Origin of the sequence: Sphingobium sp. 15-1, from assembly GCF_013375535.1 — a bacterium.
Lineage (GTDB): Bacteria > Pseudomonadota > Alphaproteobacteria > Sphingomonadales > Sphingomonadaceae > Sphingobium > Sphingobium aromaticivastans.
This window is the reverse complement of record NZ_JABXJG010000002.1, coordinates 852,777-870,189: the sequence shown is the minus strand read 5'-3', so window position 1 is coordinate 870,189 and position 17,413 is coordinate 852,777. Positions and strand designations below refer to the sequence as shown.

Here is a 17,413-nt window from a genome sequence, read left to right as displayed (position 1 = left end):
TTTGATCGTCCGGCGAGCGCGATGTCGAAGCAGCGAGAGGTGAAAGTGGATTTGAGCGACCAGCGACGAGACCTTGCCGGCTATCGGCGCGACAATGAGCTCAGCCTGGCGACACGAGACGAGCGCTGGGATCGCGTCAGGCGCGCCATGGCTTCAGAGGGCATCGACATACTCGTAACCCCTCCCAACCCCGGGATGATGGACCAGTTGCAGGCCAACGCCGCCTATCTCTCGACGATCAGCGGCAATGGCGGTCCCGTTTCCGTGGTGTTTCCCGCTGACGGCGACGTCACCGTCATAACAGGATCGACGCCTTCGCCAAGCTTCTGGCAGGCTTGGCAATCATGGGTGACGGATGTGCGCACCACGCGCTGGGCGCTGGCCGAAGGGGTGATCGCCCGCCTGCGCGAGCTGGATGCCGACGGCAAGCGCATCGGCATCCCCGGCTTGCACGGCACGCCGCGAGCGCCCGAAGGATTGGCATCTACCGGCTTTATCGAACGTCTTTCCAATGCATTTCCGAAAATGACGATCAGCGACGCCACCAGTCTCCTCGACACGGTGCGCAGCCGTAAGACGGAGGAAGAGCGCGCCGCCGTCGGGGAAGCCGTCGCCATCACCGAGGAGGCCTATAAGCTACTCCTGAACGAAGCACGGCCGGGCGTCCCGGAACGAGTCATTTACGGGAAGATGGTCGGCCGCCTCATCGAATGCGGATCGATCCCGCCCAATTTCCTCGGCTGGTCGGTGGGTGCGAATTTCGATTTCAGCCTGGCCATGTTCCCGACCGGCCGCCCGCTTGAGACCGGCGAGCCCATCTATTGCGAGATCGAAGCCCGCAGTCCGTCGGGCTATCTCGGACAGATCACCCGCACCGCATTTCTCGGAACCCCGCCCGCCCAACTGGCCGAAATGGCGGACCTCTGCTGGGAGACGTTCATGGCCGTGCTGGGACTGATGGCGCCCGGCGTCTCCATGGGGGATGTTCTTGCCCGATATAAGGAAACAAGTGCCGGTTCGCGCTATCAGGTGATTCCGATTATCCACGCGCGCGCCCTGGGCGAAGATCGTCCCATGATCATCTTCGATACGACCGACCCGGCCATTATCGGCTTTCCCATCCGGGAGGATCATGTGTTCGCGCTCAAGGTTCAGGTTAGGGACCCGAAGTCCGGCCTGATGGTGTTTCTCGGGGAGTCCATTGCGGTCGGCCCGACCGGCGCGATCAGGATGAGCGATCAGCCTCTTGGTCTGACCGTCATCGATTGACCTTCCGGGCCTGTTTTCCGGAGCATTGTGGAATGCGGCCCGCCGTCTCAGTCTGCGCCGCCCACCGGTTCCCGCCGACGGATCAAGACCGTGTCCAGGATCGACAGCAGAAGCGCGCCATCGGTTCGCCTGAGTTCGCTCAGATGCTGCGCGATGCCGCAGGACGGACGCGACTTGGAGGGACGTTTGGAAACCCAACTGAAATGCAGCCGGACCACGTCTCCAGGTCGTGCGGGAGCATGATAGCGGGTTTCATCCGATCCAAAGCTGGCGATCACCGACGGGCCGACGTTGAATTCATGCAGCAACCGTTGCTTCACCGCCAGCATGTGGGTTCCCGACGCGGTAAGTCCTGCAAAGCCCGCTGCCCGCGCCGCATCGTCGTCGAGATGGACGGGAAGAGGATCCCATCGCTGCGCGAAGGCGATGATTTCATCGCGATCGAACGTGACCAGACTCGACAGTTGGACCTGCTCCAACTCGATGTCCTCGAAATAGACTGCATCTGGAATGTTTTCGGTCATATCCTGCCCTTGGCGCTTCGGAAGCATTCAACGTCAGCGCTTGAATCCAATTATACGAAAATGATTTTCGTAACAAGCTATTGAAGGTCCAAAGTATAGAGCGTAGCAAGAAAACAGGCAGCATCATCGAGCGCCCTTTCTGCACATTCTGATTCCTGAAATGGAATTTCTGCGAAGGCGCCACAGCTTTGGAGAGCGATATATGTTCGATCTGACGGGACGGGTGATCATCGTAACCGGCGGCGGTGGCGGGATCGGCGGAGCGGCGGCCCAGGCGCTCTGTGCGCAGGGCGCGACTGTCGTCGTGGCGGACATCGACCTCGACCGTGCGCGGTCTGTGGCCGGCGCAATCGAAGGCCGGACTCTCGCGGTCCAACTCGATGCGACGGACGAGCAAAGCTGGACTGCGCTCATCGATCGCGTCCGGCAGGAATATGGGCGGCTGGACGGACTGATCAACGCGGCCGGCGTGCTTCGTCCCAGACCCTTTCACGATGCCACGGTCGACGAACTCGACGCGACGTTGAACCTCAATGTCCGCAGCGTCTTCATGGGTTGCAAGGCGGCATCGCCGCTGATGATCGAGACCCATGAAAGCTTCGAGGCGAAGCCGTCGATCGTCAACCTGTCGTCCATTTACGGGCTCTTCGCGGGCGTGGCGCATGTCGTCTATTCGACGAGCAAGGGCGCCGTCCGAATGATGAGCAAAGGGCTGGCCCAGGAACTGGCCAAACATCAGATCCGCGTGAACACTGTATTTCCCGGCCCCGTCAATACATGGCTCATGACGAACTCGGTCGCACAACTGGGCGAATTCGGATTGCGGCCAAAGGGGCAGGATGGACTTGATCTCGTCGCCAAGATGCATCCCATGGGCCGCCTGGCGGAACCCGAGGACATTGCCGGCGTCATCGCCTTTCTCTGCTCCGATGCCTCCTCGTTCATGACCGGGGGCGAGCTTGTGGTCGATGGCGGGCTTACGCTGACCTGATGAGACCGGAAGCCCCGGCGACCCGAGAGGGTTAGGTCGCCGGGACGCCGGTCATTGCGAGATATCGTTCCCGCAACAGATATTTGCGGACCTTGCCGGATGCGTCGCGCTGCAGCGTCTCGACCCGCACGATCGCCTTGGGAACCTTGTAGCCGGCGATCGTCGTGCGCAGCCGCTTGCGCAGATCTTCACCGTCAAGATCGCCGCCGACGATGAAGGCCACCAGCGTTTCCCCGAATTCCGGATCGGGGATGCCGAAGGCCGCGCAATCGTCTATGCCCGGCAAGGCGAACAGGGCCTTTTCCACTTCCGCCGGATAGATGTTCACACCGCCCGACACCACCATGTCGCGGGCGCGATCGCACAGGAAAAGATAGCCGTCCTCGTCCTGATAGCCGATATCGCCAAGCGACACGAGGTCGCCAAGTCCCACATCCTCACGCTTCTTCGGATCATTATGATAGGTGAAGTCGGGATAGGCGCGAAGTCGGCCGAAAATTTCGCCCGCTTCTCCGCGCGGGACGTCGTTCCCGTCCGCATCGACGATCCTGAGCTCTACATCGGGCAGCGGCTTTCCGCAGGTGCCGGGGCGGTCCATCCATTCGGCGCTGGTGCACAGGGTCAGCGCTCCCACTTCGGTGCCGCCATAATATTCAGCGACCATAGGGCCCCACCAATCGATCATCGCCTGCTTGACGTCGTCGGCGCAAGGGCCGCCCGCATGCAGCGCCCAGCGCAGCGACGTGATGTCATAGGCGTTGCGCACTTCGGCCGGCAGGCGCAGCAGCCGCACGAACATGATCGGAGCAAGTGCGACGGAGGTGGTCCGTTCCCGCTCGATGATCGCGAGCAATGCTTCCGCATCGAAACGCGGCATGATTTCCGTATGTTCGGCCGTCAATACGCCGTGGACGGTGAACTGATTGGGGAAGGCATGGTAGAGAGGGCCGGGCACCAGAACCCGGCTCTTGCTGTCCGTGCGATAGAGGTTGGAGCGAACGGCGCGCATTGCCGCCTGCTGTGCGGGCGTTGGCGGAAGACGTTTGACGCCCTTGGGGCGGCCCGTCGTGCCGGAGGTATAGACGATGCTGCCCGGCGCCGGCCGGTCTGGTCCGGCGAAAGCGGCGCTTTCGTCGCGCCATGACGCATAGTCCGACGGCACGCCATCTGCGCCGACTACGATCACCCGTGCTTTCGAATGCCATGTCGGCGGCAGGCTGGCGTGTAAATCCTCGTGCACGAAGATCACCTTTGGCGCGCAATCCTCCAGCAAGAGGTCGATTTCGGCTGCCGCGAAATGCCAGTTCACCGGGACGGCGAATGCGCCAAGCTTGCCGATGCCCAGGGTCATCTCGATGAAGGCGATGCTGTTCTTCAGGAGCAGAACGACATGGTCGCCGCTCGTGACGCCCAGCGCGTCCAACCCGCCGGCCACTTTCGCGACATTATGGTTAAGGGCGAGTTGGTCCAGCGTCGCGGCGCCGCATCGAAGGGTGGGAACGGGCATGAAAATCTTCCAGGAGCTGATCGGGATTGTTGCTAAAGAGGGTGATCGGCGGGGCTGGCATCGGGCTGCGCGTCGCCGGTCAGCAACACCGCCTCCACCAGCCGGGCAATGGAGAGAAGCCCCGGCGCGAGCCGGTCGCGCAATTCCCGTTCAGGGAGGGCATAGGCAGGGCCGCCGAGATTGAGCACATAGACGGTGTCGCCAGGTCGCGCCGCGATCGGAACGGCGACGCCGCTAATGTCCTTCTGCCAGTCACCGATGCTGGAGCAATAGCCGAAGCGTTGCTGTTCGATGATCGCGTCCTCCACGCCCTTGCGGATTCGGCCCCATTCATCGCCGTAGCGCGGCCGCAGCCGATCGAGCACATCTTCCCGCTCTTCGGGCGGGCACGCGGCGAGATAGGCCCGCCCCATCGCGGAAGTCGCCATCGGAACGCGAGAACCTGGAAACAGCCTGAGCGCGATCAGGGCATCACCCTCCGCCGCGTCGGTGTAGACCATCTGAAGATCGTCGCGGGTGCCCAATCCCACGTTGAAGTGGCTGCCGGTCGCCAATTGCTGCATCAACGGCAGGGCCAATGTCCGCACATTGGTCGTCGCAAGCGCGATCGCGCCAAGGCGAATGGCGCGGGGGCCTAGCCGATATTCGCGCGAGCGGGCATCGAACGCCAGATAATTGTGCAATGTCAGCGTGTAGGTCAGCCGCGATACGGTCGACTTGGTCAGTCCAGTGCGTTCTGCAAGCTCGGCATTGCCCAGGCTTTTGTCGTCGCGGTTGAAAGCGTCGAGCAAGGCCAGTCCGCGGGAAAGCGCCGCCACGATCTGCGAATCACTGTCATCGTCGCGAGAGGCATGGCCCAATTGTCCCGCCTGTCGCGGCTTGGCCCGTTCCGCTGGAGTGACTTGCGCTTTCATCAGTACCTCTCGAGATCAAACCGGATAGGCGACCGGATCACGGCATGCACCGTGGAACCATGTCGCCCCATCACGGCTGCCTTACCAGAACCTGCACATTAGTATATTCAAGCAAGCCTTCAGTGGAATTTTCGATGCCGATGCCCGATTGCTTGTGCCCAGCGAAGGGCAGCGTCGGCGTCATGCAGTGGATCGTATTGAGCCAGACCGTCCCCGCCTCCAACTGCCGTCCGACCGCCGTCGCCCGCTCGATGTCCGCGCTCCAGACCGACGACGCCAGTCCGAATTCACTGTCGTTGGCGCGGCGGATCGCGTCGTCCAAGTCGCTGAAGCGCAGCAGCGGCAGCAGCGGCCCGAAGGGCTCTTCGCGCACGACCGGCGCGTCGTCCGGCGGATTGTCGATGATCGTCGGCGCGATGAAGTTGCCGGGACCGGCCATCTCCCCCGGCTCGCTCAGGAAGCGAAGGCCGCTGGAGCGGGCCTCCTCGATCATCGCCTTCACACGGTCGAACTGAACGCGGTTCTGGACCGGGCCGATGCGGGCGCCGGGCGCATCGCCGCGAACCGGGGGATGCGCGCGCGCCAGCTCCACCATCCTGGCGGCGAAACGATCATATATCGCGTCATGCACATAGATGCGCTTGGCGGCGATGCACACCTGGCCGGCATTGCGGAACGCGCCCCAGAAGAGGCGTTCCGCCACGGCTTCCGCATCGGCGTCCGCGAGAACGATCGCAGGATCGTTTCCGCCCAGTTCCAGCGTCACGCGTTTGAGGTTGCCGGCGGCGCTTCGCATCACCGCCTTCCCGGTGGCCGTCGATCCGGTGAAGGAAATCTTGTCGATGCCGGGATGCCCGGACATGAGCGGCCCGAGATGGTCGCGACCCGAAATGACGTTGAGCACGCCAGCGGGCAGGATGCCTGACAGGAGTTCGCCTATTTTCAGCGTCGTCAGCGGCGTATGGGGCGAGGGCTTGGCCACGACCGTATTGCCGGCCTTCAGCGCGGGTGCGAGCTTCCATGCCATAAGCTGGACCGGAAAATTCCAAGGCGCGATCGCGGCGACGACGCCGATCGGGACATGCCGGATTTCGGCCAGTCGTCCGTCCGGCTCGCGGCGTGTTTCGACCGGCATTGCATGATCGGCATAGGCCGCGAACCAGCGGGCCGCCGTCTCGATTTCATGACGCGCTTCGTCAAGCGGCTTGCCCTGTTCCCGAGTCAAAAGATGGGCAAGCGGCTCGCTTTCCTCGCGGATTCGGGCAGCGGCCGCGTGCAGGAGTGCATCGCGTTCTTCCGACGAAATGGCTTTCCAATGGCGAAATGCACGCCTCGCTGCCGCCACGGCTTCGTCCAGATGCCCTGCGTCGCAGTCAGGCGCCTGCGCGAACGCCTCGCCCGTAGCGGGATCGATGACGGGAAGCGATTGAGGCGTCTCTACGCGCTGTCCGTCGATCGTTGCGCAATAGGGCCCGGAAATATCCATTTCGATCATGCCGTTCAGGCGCCCGGCGCTTCGAGGATCGTGACCACGCAGGCCGCCTCCTCAAGACCATGGAAACCGCCGCCATTTTCGGCAAGGCCGATCCGTGCTCCCTCGACCTGCCGTTCGCCCGCTTCGCCACGCAATTGCGTCACCAGCTCGAAAAGCTGGATCGCCCCCGTCGCGCCAATGGGATGGCCCTTTGACAGAAGTCCGCCGGAGACGTTGATCGGTAGTCGTCCGCCCAGCTTCGTCTCTCCGCTCTCCACCAGGGCGCCGCCGTCGCCATAGGCGCAGAAACCGACATTTTCGGAATGAAGGATTTCGGCAATGGCGGAAGCGTCGTGAAGTTCAGCGACCGAGACATCCTCGGGACCGATTCCGGCCTTCGCATAAGCGCGGTCGGCCGCGATTCTGGTCAGATGCCTGTCATATTGGGCGGCGGTGCGATTGCTGCTGCTGCTGGCGCCGATCCCGCGGATGCGGACGGCCCGTCCAAGCGCCCCGTGCTTTTCCGCAAAAGCGCGTGAGGCGATGATGATCGCGCAAGCGCCGTCGCTCATCGGCGCACACATCGACCGGGTGATCGGCCACACGACCATGCGGTCGGCCAGCACCTCCTCGATCGTCAGGGGAAAGCGATATTGGGCATAGGGATTGAGTTGCGAATGATTGTGGTTCTTGGCCGCCACTGCGGCGATCTGTCTTGGCGTGGTGCCGAAAGTCTTCATGTGGAACCGGGCCTGAGCCGCATAAATATCCATGAAGACCGAGCGTTCGGGCGAGTCGATATTGCCCTCTGGGGCCTCCACGCCTTCGCCAATCGCCAGCAAGGCCGCGATATGATCGTCAGCGAGTTCGCGGTCCCAACTGCCCTTGAACGCTTCGAACATTTCGACGCGCTTGTCCGGATAGTTCATCTTTTCCGCGCCAACCACGAGTGCGACCTCGAAGAGCCCGGCCTCTACCGCGGCGAAGGCCTGCAAGACGCCGGAGCTTGAGCTGGCGCATGCATTGTCGGTGTTGAAGATCGGGATGCTTTCAAAGCCGTAGGCGCGAAGCGACGCCTGTCCGCGAACGCCGTGCTGGCCCTCCAGCGCGCCCTGCCGGGTGTTGCAGAACCAGGCCGCTTCGATCTGTTCCTTTCGCATGCCCGCATCCTGGAGCGCGCTGGTGACGGCTTCGGCAGCGAGTGCGCGAACGGACCGATCAAGATGTTTGCCAAGGGGCGTCATGCCGACGCCTAGGATAAGGCTGTTGCTCATGGCCCAACGCCTAACGCAGTTCCGCGCTCATGAAAAGACGAAAATCATTTTCGTATATGTTGACGACCCCAGTTCCAATCTTTAGCCACGGGAACCGGAGCAGCGAGCAACGAGGGTGAAAAATGGATCTGGGCATCGGGAATCGGGTAGCGTTTGTAACCGGGGCGGCTGGAGGAATCGGCGCCCGAACCGCTGCCCTGCTCGGTGAAGAGGGCGCGCAAGTTGCGATCGGGGACATCGATGTCGACGCGGCGGCAGCGGAGGCCGACCGGTTGCGCAAGCTTGGCGTGACGGCGCTGGCCGTCAGGATCGACGTGGCCGATGCGGCGTCCGTGGAAGAAGCGGTGGCGACCATCACTCAAGCGCTCGGCGGCGTCGACATCCTCGTCAACAATGCCGGTTTCACCAGGGACAAGCGCATCACCCGGATGGAGGAAGCCGATTGGGATTCGGTGGTCGACGTCGTGCTCAAGGGTGCGTTTCTCTGCACCAGGGCCGTGCTGCCCGGCATGATCGCAAAAAACTGGGGCCGGATCATCAATATCTCGTCTCGCGCCTATCTGGGCAATCCCGGCCAGGCGAACTATTCGTCGGCCAAGGCGGGACTTCTTGGCCTGACGCGGTCGATGGCGTTGGAAAATGGCCGCCACAATATCACTGTCAACGCCGTCGCGCCGGGCATCATCGACACCGCTGCGGTCCGCAATCTGCCGCATTTCGAGAAGATCAAGGCCAATGCCGAAGCATCGCTTCCGCTGCCCCGACTCGGGCGGGCCGAGGATGTGGCGGCGGCGGTCGCCTTTCTCGCATCGGAGGCCGCGGGCTATGTGACCGGGGACGTCCTGCACGTATCCGGCGGCCGTTATGGGTGAGGCCGATCGCCTGACCAGATGTTGCGCGGCGGCGGTCGGATAGATCATGGACCCGCAATTTCTCCTCACCCTGCCGCCGCAGATCATCACGCACAGCTATTCCCGGCGCGATACGATGCTCTATGCGCTTGGCGTTGGCGCCGGTCAGGGTATGGACAGCGCCGATCTGCCGTTCCTTCTCGAAAACAGGCTCGCCACCCTGCCGACGATGGCCGTCGTGCTGGCCTATCCAGGCTTCTGGCAAATGGACCCGCGTTACGGCATCGATTGGCGGCGGGTCCTGCATGCCGAGCAATCGTGCGAATTCCATGCGCCCCTTCCTGTCGAGGGCGAGGTTCGAGGCGAATTCTCGATCGACGCGATCGTCGACAAGGGGGCATCGAAAGGCGCCCTGCTTCGTGCGCGGCGTCTGATCTACGATCAGGCCGACAACAGGCTTTTGGCGACGGTCCGGCAGCTTTCCTTTCTGCGCGGCGATGGCGGGCAAGGGGGCGGGGGAGCGGTCATCGCTCCGTTGGCGCCCGTGCCCAATCGAGAGCCGGACCGGATATTGCCGCTCATGACGCGGCCGGAGCAGGCGCTGCTTTATCGTCTTTCAGGCGATTATAATCCTTTGCACGCCGACCCGGCTGTCGCCCGCGAAGCCGGTTTTCCGGGGCCACTTCTTCATGGGCTGTGCACTTATGGCTTCGCCGGCCGGGCCGTTCTGGCCGCCGCCTGCGGCAATGAGCCGGCGCGCCTGAAGACCCTGGAATGCCGATTCACGGCGCCGGTTCATCCCGGCGAGACGCTTGAGGTGAGGATGTGGCATGAGGGCGAGGGCGCTGTCGCCTTTCAGGTCGTGGTGCCCGAAAGGCAGAAGGTCGTCATTGACCATGGTCGCGCGCTGATCGCTGCGCATGTTGCAGCCGGGCTCATCTCTCCGTCTCTTTCCTGCGAGTTCGGATAGCGAGCGGCAAAGTGCATAATTGCACGAAAACGATTTTCGTACGATTGACAGCTTTGGGCGGTGCCCATAATTTGGTGACCTCTGTGGCCTGTGCCAGACGCGCCCGCGTCGTCCGAAGAAGGCGGAGGTGAGACTGCTCTTGGTTTCCCTTCGACATTTGGGAAAATGACCGGTCGGGTCCGTGAATCTTCTGGCGCGAAGTGATGGCCGCAGGAGCCAATTCTGGCTTTTTTGATAAAAATTGGGAAGGTGCTTTTGATATGGTCAGGATGGAAGCTCCCTATGGCCCCGTGCTCGTCACGGGAGCGACTGGCTATCTTGCGGGATGGGTGGTCAAGCAGTTGCTCGACGCGGGGGTGACCGTTCATGCCAGCGTCCGTGATCCCGACAATATCGGGAAGGTCGGCCATTTGCTCGAAATGGCCGAAGCGGCATCCGGAACGCTGCGTCTTTTCAAGGCCGATCTCCTTGTGGAAGGGAGCCATGAGGCAGCGATGGAGGGGTGCCGCATCGTCATGCACACCGCCTCGCCCTTCCTCCTGCCGTCGAGCATCTCCGACCCCCAGCGGGATCTTGTGGAACCCGCCCTTGCCGGCACGCGCGATGTCCTGGAAACGGTCAATCGCACCCCTACGGTCGAGCGCGTGGTCCTGACAAGCTCCACGGTGGCGATCGTCGATCCCGTCACGCTGACCGACAGGGTCTGCACCGAGGCGGACTGGAACGGCTATGCATCACTGGAAACGACGGCTTATCCCTATTCCAAAGTGCTGGCGGAACGCGAAGCCTGGAAGATCGCTGGCGCGCAGACTCGCTGGAAGCTTGTCGTGATCAATCCGGCCTTCATAGTCGGACCCGGCACCGCTCCCAAGCAGACTTCCGCGACCTTCGACCAGTTTCGGGCGATGTCGAACGGCACCTTCAGCAAGCAATTGCCGTCGAGGGATGTGGGCGTGATTGATGTGCGCGATGTTGCCGATGCGCATCTGCGAGGTGCTTATATTCTCGGGGCGAACGGTCGCAACATCGTCTTCGCGGATGTCCTGAGCTTCAACGATATGGCGACGATCCTGAAGGAAGAATTTGGCAATGACGAGCGCTGGCAGTTCCCGCCGGAAACGCCCTGGGATTTCAGTACGCCGCATTGGCGGGCGGATAATGGCAAGGCCGCTTCCGAGCTTGGGATGGAATATCGTCCGCTCCGCACGTCCATAGTGGAGACTTTCCAACAAATAGCGGACGGTCTCGCCTAGCATCGTCCGAGCGATCGGATCGGCGCGCAGTCCGCCATTTTTCTTTCTCCGCGAGCCAGGCTCGCCGCCGTTTGACCGGCCAGCGAGCCTGGATGACGGAAGGGCGGACGGCTTGACTCGTCTGCAAACAGAATATACGTAACGTATATTATGGTAGCGCAGATGCGCCGCGATTCCGGCAGGCGCAGTCAAGAGAATGGTGGGAGAGATATGAAGCTGGCTTTGGTGGACGATTATATTCCCGCCGTGATTGATGGGCAGTCTGTGCGCATTCTGGCTGCCGATCTGCCCGAGATCATGGCGCTGCCGCCCTATGCCCGCATGCCGGCGCTGATCGAGAAGTGGGACGAATATGCGAGCATCATCGCCGCAGGCCATGGTCCGACGGTTGCTTTGGGCGATGTCCTCCTGCGCGCGCCTCTGCCGCGGCCGGCCAAGCTGCTGTGCGGTCAGCTCAGCTTCAAGGAAGGCGTCGAGAACGCGGCGATCAAGCCCGCATTCTTCCTCAAATCCTCGACGAGCGTCATCGGCCCCGGCGAAACCGTGGAGTTGCCGCCGGTCGATGCGCCTGTTTTTCACCATGAGGCGGAACTGGCGGTGGTCATCGGCAAGCGAGCGAAGTCGGTCTCCGTAGCTGAGGCCATGGATCATGTCTTTGGCTATACCTGTTTTCTCGACATGTCGGCGCGGGGGGTTGGTCACGGCACCAGTTTCCAGGACAAATCCTACGACACGTTCGGACCCATGGGGCCGTGGATACTTACCGCGGACGCCGTGTCGGACCCCCATGACCTTCAGGTCCGGCTCTGGGTGGACGACGAATTGCGGCAGGATTATCCGATGTCCGATATCGGCAATCCGATACCGGAACTCATCGCCTATGCTTCGTCGATCGCGGCGCTCGAGCCGGGCGACGTGCTTCCGCTGGGCGTCAATCATCAGGGCATCGGTCCGATCCAGGACGGCGATACCGTGCGTATAGAGATTGAGCCGATCGGCGGGTTCGAGGTCAAGGTGAAGGACCGCCTTTCCCGCCAGTGGGAAAGAGGCGTTGATAGCCGCCTGGCCGCCATAGTGCTTCGGATGGTACGGGGCGAGCCGACCGGCCCGCTGGAATTCGCCCGCCGGCTCGATCGCTGAGCGGGGCTGGCATGAGGTTGATAGACTATCTCGACAAAGGGGCGGAGCTTGGGGGCGACGCGCTGTGCATCGTCCAGGGCGAGCGATCCTGGTCCTATTCGCAGGTCATCGAACACACCCATCGGATCGCCTGCGCATGCGCCGCAAGCGGCTTTGTGAAAGGCAGCAAGGCGGCGGTTCTCAGTCCGAACGATCCGGATGCGCTGATCGCCATATTGGGCCTGTTGCGCGCCGATATGGTGTGGTTGCCGATCAACCCACGCTACACGCTTGACGATATTATCGAGCTTCTGGGCCGGTTCGATTGCGAGCTGCTGATCGTGCATCCGACCTTTGAATCTGTCCTTGACCAGATTCGGTCCGCCGCGCCCGGCATCCGGCTGATCCTGACGCTTGGTGAGGAAAGCGGCGCGGCCGGAGCGCTCGACAACTGGATTGCGCCGCTCGGCTCGCGCCATGAAAGCGCCGGATCGAGCGCCGATGACGTCGTGGCGATCATGACGACCGGGGGAACGACGGGCCGGCCGAAGGGCGTGCTGCAAACCAATCGCGGTTTCGAAACCTATATCGCGAACCATATCGCGACCATGGGGCATGGCGAACGCCCGAACTATCTCGTCGTCGCGCCGTTGACCCATGCCGCTGGCTTCATGTGCTTCCCCATGCTGGCGCGCGGGGGAACGATCTTCATAACGCAGGCCACCGATCCGCGGACGGTGGCGAATGCGATGCAGGATCATGCCATCACCGATCTCTTCGTGCCGCCGACGCTCATCTACACGATGTTGGCGGATGAGGCGATACGGGCGATGCGCTTTCCCGCGCTGAAATGCCTGCTCTATGGCGCCGCGCCCATGTCGGTCGAAAAGCTGCGGGAGGCGCTGCTATGGCTCGGACCGGTTCTCCACCAGGGTTTCGCCCAGGTTGAGGCGCTGATGATCTGCACGGTGTTGCGTCCCGAAGACCATTTCATCCATGGCGAGATCGCGGGGCCTGAACGCCTGTCCAGTTGCGGGCGGCCCGCGCCCTTCGTGATGATAGCGGTCATGGGCGAGGATGGCGCGCTCCTCCCGAACGGATCGATCGGAGAGATCGTCGTGCGGTCCGGCAACGTCATGCTGGGCTATTACAAGGACCCCGACAGTACAACCGAGGCATCCCGTTTCGGCTGGCATCATACCGGCGACCTAGGCTTTCGCGACGATGAGGGTTTCTATCATCTGGTCGACCGCGCCCGCGACCTGATCATCTCGGGCGGGTATAATATTTTCCCTTCCGAGGTGGAGCAGGTCATCTGGGGACATCCAGCCGTGCAGGACTGCGCTGTCGTAGGCGCGCCCGATCCCAAATGGGGAGAGGCGGTCACGGCGGTCGTGGAATTGAAGCCGGGCCAGTCCGTCGACGCCGACGAATTGATCGCCCTCTGCCGCAACCGGATCGGTTCGCTGAAAGCGCCGAAGGCCGTGCTCTTCTGGGCGGAACTTCCCCGCAGTCCGGTGGGCAAGGTTCTCAAGCGCGACATACGGGACAAGCTGTGGGCCGGGCAAAACCGCCGCATCTGAGGAAGACAGGGTGATGGAACAGATATTTATCGTCGGGGTGGGAATGACGCCGTTCGGCCGGCTCCCCAACCTTAGCATCAAGCAGCTTGCCGCGCACGCGACGCAGGCCGCTCTGGCCGATGCCTGCCTGTCTGCCAGCGCCCTGGAGGCGGCCTTTTTCGGCAATGCGACCCAGGGGCATATGGAAGGCCAGCATATGATCCGCGGTGAGATCGCGCTGCGTTCCATGGGCATTCAGGGCATCCCTGTCGTCAACGTCGAAAATGCCTGCGCCACCGCGAGTACGGCATTCATCCTTGCCGTCAATCATCTGAAGGCGGGCGAGGGGGACATCGCTTTGGCGCTTGGGGCCGAAAAAATGGTCTCGACCGACAAGAGCCGCATGTTCTCGGCCTTCGACAGTGCATGGGATGTCTATGATGTCGAAAATAATAGCGAGCGGCTGAAGCAATTGGGGAACGGCATTTTCGCCCCTCCCGGCAGTAGATCGGAAAAGCCCTATAGCATCTTCATGGACGTTTATGCCGGCCTGGCGAGGCAGCATATGGAGATGTTCGGAACAACGCAGCGGCAGATTGCGGCGGTGTCGTCCAAGAACCACAATCATTCGCGTCATAACCCGCTTTCGCAGTTCCAGCGGCCGTTCACGATCGATGAAGTCCTGGCCGCGCCGCCGATAACCTATCCTTTCACCCTGCCGATGTGCTCGCCAATCTCGGACGGCGCAGCGGCGGCCGTGCTGGCCACGGAGGCGGGCATCAAGCGGTATGGCCTCGACCGGCGGCGCGCCATTCCCGTTCTCGCGGCCGTCATGCAGACGGGCAGCGATCGGGCGCCGGAGGCGGTCGACCAGCACTGCACGGTCCTTGCGGCGAAAAAAGCCTATGAGCGCGCCGGTATCGGGCCGAAGGATGTCTCTGTCGCGGAGGTGCACGACGCCACGGCGGTCGGAGAGATCATCCAGGTCGAGAATCTGGGTCTTTGCGCCTTTGGCGAAGGTGGGTTCCTGGCGGAGCGGGGGGAGACTGCGCTTGGCGGGCGCGTGCCGGTCAATCCGTCAGGAGGCTTGCAGTCCAAGGGGCATCCGATCGGCGCCACCGGCCTGGGCCAGATCTATGAGCTGGTGACGCAGCTCAGGGGCGAGGCGGGGTCGCGACAGGTCGAGAATGCAAGGATCGCGGTGGCGGAAAATGGCGGTGGCTCGTTCGTCGTCGAGGAAGCTGTCGCAACTATCGTGATGCTGGGTCGTTAGGAGGGCTTGCCATGTCCGTCGTGAAAGCAATCGATCTGGCTTATGTGCGCGTGCGCGCGCCCGATCTTGAACAGGCCCGCATATTCTTCAAGGACTTCGGGTTTATAGAGAATCCGAGCGATGGCGATGCGCTCAGCCTGAGAGGGCTGGGGCCGGAACCCGAAATTCTGATCGTGGAGCCGGGATCGCGCGGTCTCGCCGCGATCGGCTTTGCCGCGGGCCAGCAACATGATCTCGACCGCTTTGCGGAGGCGGCAGGCGGGGTCGTTTCCCGAAGAAACCGCCCCGGCGGCGGCTGGCAGGCGATTGCCCATGATCCCGACGGAAATCAGGTGGAGCTTGTGTGGGGCATCACGCCCGTCGAAGCCATTTCGATTGACCGTCCCAACACCAATGAAAGCGGTGACCGCCATCGCCGTCGAGGCGACGTTCGCCGCCCGCCGTCAGGCCCCTCCCACATCTTGCGGCTGGGGCATGTCGTTCTGACCACGCAGCAGCCCGAACCGCTCGCGCAATGGTATCGGAACATGTTCGGCTTCCTCGTGTCCGACGTGATCTATGACGGGAGCAAGGATAATGTGCTGCTCTCGTTCAACCGGCTGGACCGCGGCGACGAATATGTCGACCATCATGTTTTCCAGACGATGATCGGTCCGACCGGAGGCATTCATCATATCTCCTTCGAAGTGCTCGACATCGACGACCTTTATATCGGCCATCAATATCTTTCCGGAAAAGGCTATCGCCACATGTGGGGTGTTGGCCGGCATAAGCAGGGAAGCCAGATATTCGATTATTGGATCGATCCGTCCGGCATCATGTATGAGCATTGGACGGACACGGATCTTCTGAATGCGGCCTGGACACCAGGCGTGGAATCAGCGGAAGCATCACAAGGACCTTGGGGACCGCCGATGCCTGCGGAGTTCATCACCCAAGCCGGTTAGGGGCGATTCCCCGTTCAGCATGCTTGCTGGATAACCCGAATTTCCGAGAGATGTCGCTATTCCGGCATCCAGCGGCTTTGGTCGCTTTCCTGCCATTCGCCGCACTTCCGTGCGGAATATTCGCTTTCTTTCGAGCTTTGCCGATGCACAACCGGCGAGTGCCGCCGATTGACGCGACGATCGAATAAGATTATACGTTTTGTATATTATGAATATTTGCGTGATGGAGAGGCGAATGAAGGTGGCGGAGCCGATGATGGTCAAGCGTTCCGACGCGGGCTGCGCGACACGTGCGGAGAAGCGGGCTACCCTGTTGGCTGCGATCGAGCAAATCGCGCCCATTCTCGCGGCTGAAGCCGATGGTGCGGAAAGCGAGCGGCACCTGACGCCTGCCGCCATCGCGGCCTTGCGGGACTCGGGGCTGTTGGCGCTCAAGCTGCCGGCCGAACTGGGCGGTTTCGAGGCGGACAACGCGCTTCAATATGAGGTCATAGAGCGTATCGCCTATCACAGCACCGCCGCTGCATGGTGCATGTTCATCTATACCGACATTCTCGGCAAGGTTGCCTCTTCGCTTTCGGATGATGGATTGGCCGAACTTTTGAGGGGTGACGGCTTGCCGCTTACGTGCGGCGGCGGCGGTCTCATTCCGGGATCGCTCGTTCCGGTAGAAGGTGGATATAGGATCAGCGGCCGCTGGATCTACGGCAGCGGCAATACAGGCTCCGACTTTTTCATGGTGCTTGGCGCCGACAAGACCGGGCCGGGCGACCCGAGAATGATGCTGTGCGTCGTGCGCTCCGACGAAATGACCGTCGAAGACAATTGGCATGTGGTGGGCATGCGGGGAACGGGCAGTTCCGACTATCAGGCCAAGGATGCGTTCATTCCGGCCGCGATGGCCGTTCCCTTCCCGCCCGTGCCCTTGCGCGGCGGCGCGATCTTCCAATTGGGGCTGATGGGCTATTCGGCGCATACGATCGCGTCGGTGGCGGTCGGCGGAACGCTGCGCGCCCTTGATGAGATTGCGCGCATGGCGGAAACCAAGGCTCGCGGTTATACGAACAAGACGCCTCTGGCCCGCCGTGGCGTCTTCCAGACCTTCCTGGGCCGTTCGCGCCTCAGCCTGATGGCGATGCGCGCCATGATGCTGGAGGTGGGGGAGCGCATCGTCTTGGACGCCGAACATATCGGCGGCAATCCGCTCGCGACCGAGATTGAGAGCCGCGCGGCTGCTTCCCTGGCGACGCAGACGGCGGTCGACATCATGAGCGGCATCCTGCGCTATGCAGGCGGCGAGGGAGCGCGCGCGGGCCATCTGATCGAACGGACGATGCGCGACGTCCAGATGGCGCAGACGCATTTCTATATCAGCGACAGCGCCCTTGAACTGCATGGCCGCAGCCTTCTGGGCGAAACGCAGCTCGACGCCGCGTCCTGAGAGGCGCGAACCCGATGCGCAGGCTTAGAAGGCGGAGCGGTCAG

The 17,413-nt window shown here is 62.3% G+C and carries 15 protein-coding genes; 10 read left to right on the top strand and 5 right to left on the bottom strand.

The annotated features are described in order from the left end of the window. Nucleotides 1–21: 21 nt before the first annotated feature. Entirely contained in the window at nt 22–1,269 is a 1,248-nt protein-coding gene (locus HUK72_RS20145) for a Xaa-Pro peptidase family protein (RefSeq protein WP_176598385.1), read from the top strand. A 47-nt stretch (nt 1,270–1,316) separates the two neighbouring features. On the opposite strand, the gene HUK72_RS20140 is transcribed toward HUK72_RS20145, so the two are convergent. After that, entirely contained in the window at nt 1,317–1,793 is a 477-nt protein-coding gene (locus HUK72_RS20140) for a MaoC/PaaZ C-terminal domain-containing protein (protein WP_176598384.1), read from the bottom strand. A gap of 202 nt (nt 1,794–1,995) precedes the next feature. Here HUK72_RS20140 and HUK72_RS20135 point away from each other — a divergent pair, with 202 nt between their 5' ends. Then, nucleotides 1,996–2,784, top strand: a complete 789-nt coding sequence (locus tag HUK72_RS20135) for an SDR family NAD(P)-dependent oxidoreductase (protein ID WP_176598383.1) — start codon at nt 1,996–1,998, stop codon at nt 2,782–2,784. 31 nt (nt 2,785–2,815) lie between these two features. Here HUK72_RS20135 and HUK72_RS20130 read toward each other — a convergent pair whose 3' ends face one another. The 4 genes from HUK72_RS20130 to HUK72_RS20115 form a co-directional block, all read right to left on the bottom strand. Then, the gene (locus HUK72_RS20130; RefSeq protein WP_176598382.1) at nt 2,816–4,291 is read right to left on the bottom strand and encodes an AMP-binding protein; all 1,476 of its coding nucleotides are present in this window, start codon (nt 4,289–4,291) and stop codon (nt 2,816–2,818) included. A 32-nt stretch (nt 4,292–4,323) separates the two neighbouring features. Beyond that, a complete protein-coding gene (locus HUK72_RS20125; protein WP_176598381.1) occupies nt 4,324–5,205 on the bottom strand; it encodes an IclR family transcriptional regulator in 882 nt (293 codons plus the stop codon). A 70-nt stretch (nt 5,206–5,275) separates the two neighbouring features. Further along, complete coding sequence (locus tag HUK72_RS20120; RefSeq protein ID WP_336951012.1) at nt 5,276–6,700, bottom strand: aldehyde dehydrogenase family protein; 1,425 nt, start codon at nt 6,698–6,700, stop codon at nt 5,276–5,278. Nucleotides 6,701–6,705: 5 nt separating this feature from the next. Beyond that, nucleotides 6,706–7,953, bottom strand: coding sequence for a thiolase family protein (locus tag HUK72_RS20115; protein ID WP_176598380.1), 1,248 nt, complete (start codon nt 7,951–7,953; stop codon nt 6,706–6,708). Between the two features lie 122 nt (nt 7,954–8,075). On the opposite strand from HUK72_RS20115, the gene fabG reads away from it, so the two are divergent. The 8 genes from fabG to HUK72_RS20075 all read left to right on the top strand — a co-directional run bounded on the left by fabG (nt 8,076) and on the right by HUK72_RS20075 (nt 17,369). Further along, nucleotides 8,076–8,825, top strand: a complete 750-nt coding sequence (gene fabG, locus HUK72_RS20110) for a 3-oxoacyl-ACP reductase FabG (protein ID WP_176598379.1) — start codon at nt 8,076–8,078, stop codon at nt 8,823–8,825. Nucleotides 8,826–8,871: 46 nt separating this feature from the next. Next, a complete protein-coding gene (locus tag HUK72_RS20105) occupies nt 8,872–9,774 on the top strand; it encodes a MaoC/PaaZ C-terminal domain-containing protein (protein WP_176598378.1) in 903 nt (300 codons plus the stop codon). Between the two features lie 260 nt (nt 9,775–10,034). Beyond that, on the top strand, nt 10,035–11,027 hold the full coding sequence (locus HUK72_RS20100) for an NAD-dependent epimerase/dehydratase family protein (RefSeq protein ID WP_176598377.1): 993 nt from the start codon (nt 10,035–10,037) through the stop codon (nt 11,025–11,027). A 210-nt stretch (nt 11,028–11,237) separates the two neighbouring features. After that, on the top strand, nt 11,238–12,167 hold the full coding sequence (locus HUK72_RS20095) for a fumarylacetoacetate hydrolase family protein (RefSeq protein ID WP_176598376.1): 930 nt from the start codon (nt 11,238–11,240) through the stop codon (nt 12,165–12,167). A gap of 11 nt (nt 12,168–12,178) precedes the next feature. After that, a complete protein-coding gene (locus HUK72_RS20090; protein ID WP_176598375.1) occupies nt 12,179–13,729 on the top strand; it encodes a class I adenylate-forming enzyme family protein in 1,551 nt (516 codons plus the stop codon). Between the two features lie 13 nt (nt 13,730–13,742). Continuing rightward, nucleotides 13,743–14,981, top strand: coding sequence for a thiolase family protein (locus HUK72_RS20085; RefSeq protein WP_176598374.1), 1,239 nt, complete (start codon nt 13,743–13,745; stop codon nt 14,979–14,981). Nucleotides 14,982–14,992: 11 nt separating this feature from the next. After that, nucleotides 14,993–15,928, top strand: coding sequence for a VOC family protein (locus HUK72_RS20080; RefSeq protein WP_176598373.1), 936 nt, complete (start codon nt 14,993–14,995; stop codon nt 15,926–15,928). A gap of 235 nt (nt 15,929–16,163) precedes the next feature. Further along, the gene (locus HUK72_RS20075; protein ID WP_176598372.1) at nt 16,164–17,369 is read left to right on the top strand and encodes an acyl-CoA dehydrogenase family protein; all 1,206 of its coding nucleotides are present in this window, start codon (nt 16,164–16,166) and stop codon (nt 17,367–17,369) included. The last annotated feature ends 44 nt before the right edge of the window (nt 17,370–17,413 follow it).

Coding starts and splice junctions, on each gene's coding strand:
- HUK72_RS20145 (WP_176598385.1), top strand. CDS start 22: ATGTCGAAGCAGCGAGAGGTGAAAGTGGATTTGAGCGACCAGCGACGA.
- HUK72_RS20140 (WP_176598384.1), bottom strand. CDS start 1,793: ATGACCGAAAACATTCCAGATGCAGTCTATTTCGAGGACATCGAGTTG.
- HUK72_RS20135 (WP_176598383.1), top strand. CDS start 1,996: ATGTTCGATCTGACGGGACGGGTGATCATCGTAACCGGCGGCGGTGGC.
- HUK72_RS20130 (WP_176598382.1), bottom strand. CDS start 4,291: ATGCCCGTTCCCACCCTTCGATGCGGCGCCGCGACGCTGGACCAACTC.
- HUK72_RS20125 (WP_176598381.1), bottom strand. CDS start 5,205: ATGAAAGCGCAAGTCACTCCAGCGGAACGGGCCAAGCCGCGACAGGCG.
- HUK72_RS20120 (WP_336951012.1), bottom strand. CDS start 6,700: ATGATCGAAATGGATATTTCCGGGCCCTATTGCGCAACGATCGACGGA.
- HUK72_RS20115 (WP_176598380.1), bottom strand. CDS start 7,953: ATGAGCAACAGCCTTATCCTAGGCGTCGGCATGACGCCCCTTGGCAAA.
- fabG (WP_176598379.1), top strand. CDS start 8,076: ATGGATCTGGGCATCGGGAATCGGGTAGCGTTTGTAACCGGGGCGGCT.
- HUK72_RS20105 (WP_176598378.1), top strand. CDS start 8,872: ATGGACCCGCAATTTCTCCTCACCCTGCCGCCGCAGATCATCACGCAC.
- HUK72_RS20100 (WP_176598377.1), top strand. CDS start 10,035: ATGGTCAGGATGGAAGCTCCCTATGGCCCCGTGCTCGTCACGGGAGCG.
- HUK72_RS20095 (WP_176598376.1), top strand. CDS start 11,238: ATGAAGCTGGCTTTGGTGGACGATTATATTCCCGCCGTGATTGATGGG.
- HUK72_RS20090 (WP_176598375.1), top strand. CDS start 12,179: ATGAGGTTGATAGACTATCTCGACAAAGGGGCGGAGCTTGGGGGCGAC.
- HUK72_RS20085 (WP_176598374.1), top strand. CDS start 13,743: ATGGAACAGATATTTATCGTCGGGGTGGGAATGACGCCGTTCGGCCGG.
- HUK72_RS20080 (WP_176598373.1), top strand. CDS start 14,993: ATGTCCGTCGTGAAAGCAATCGATCTGGCTTATGTGCGCGTGCGCGCG.
- HUK72_RS20075 (WP_176598372.1), top strand. CDS start 16,164: ATGAAGGTGGCGGAGCCGATGATGGTCAAGCGTTCCGACGCGGGCTGC.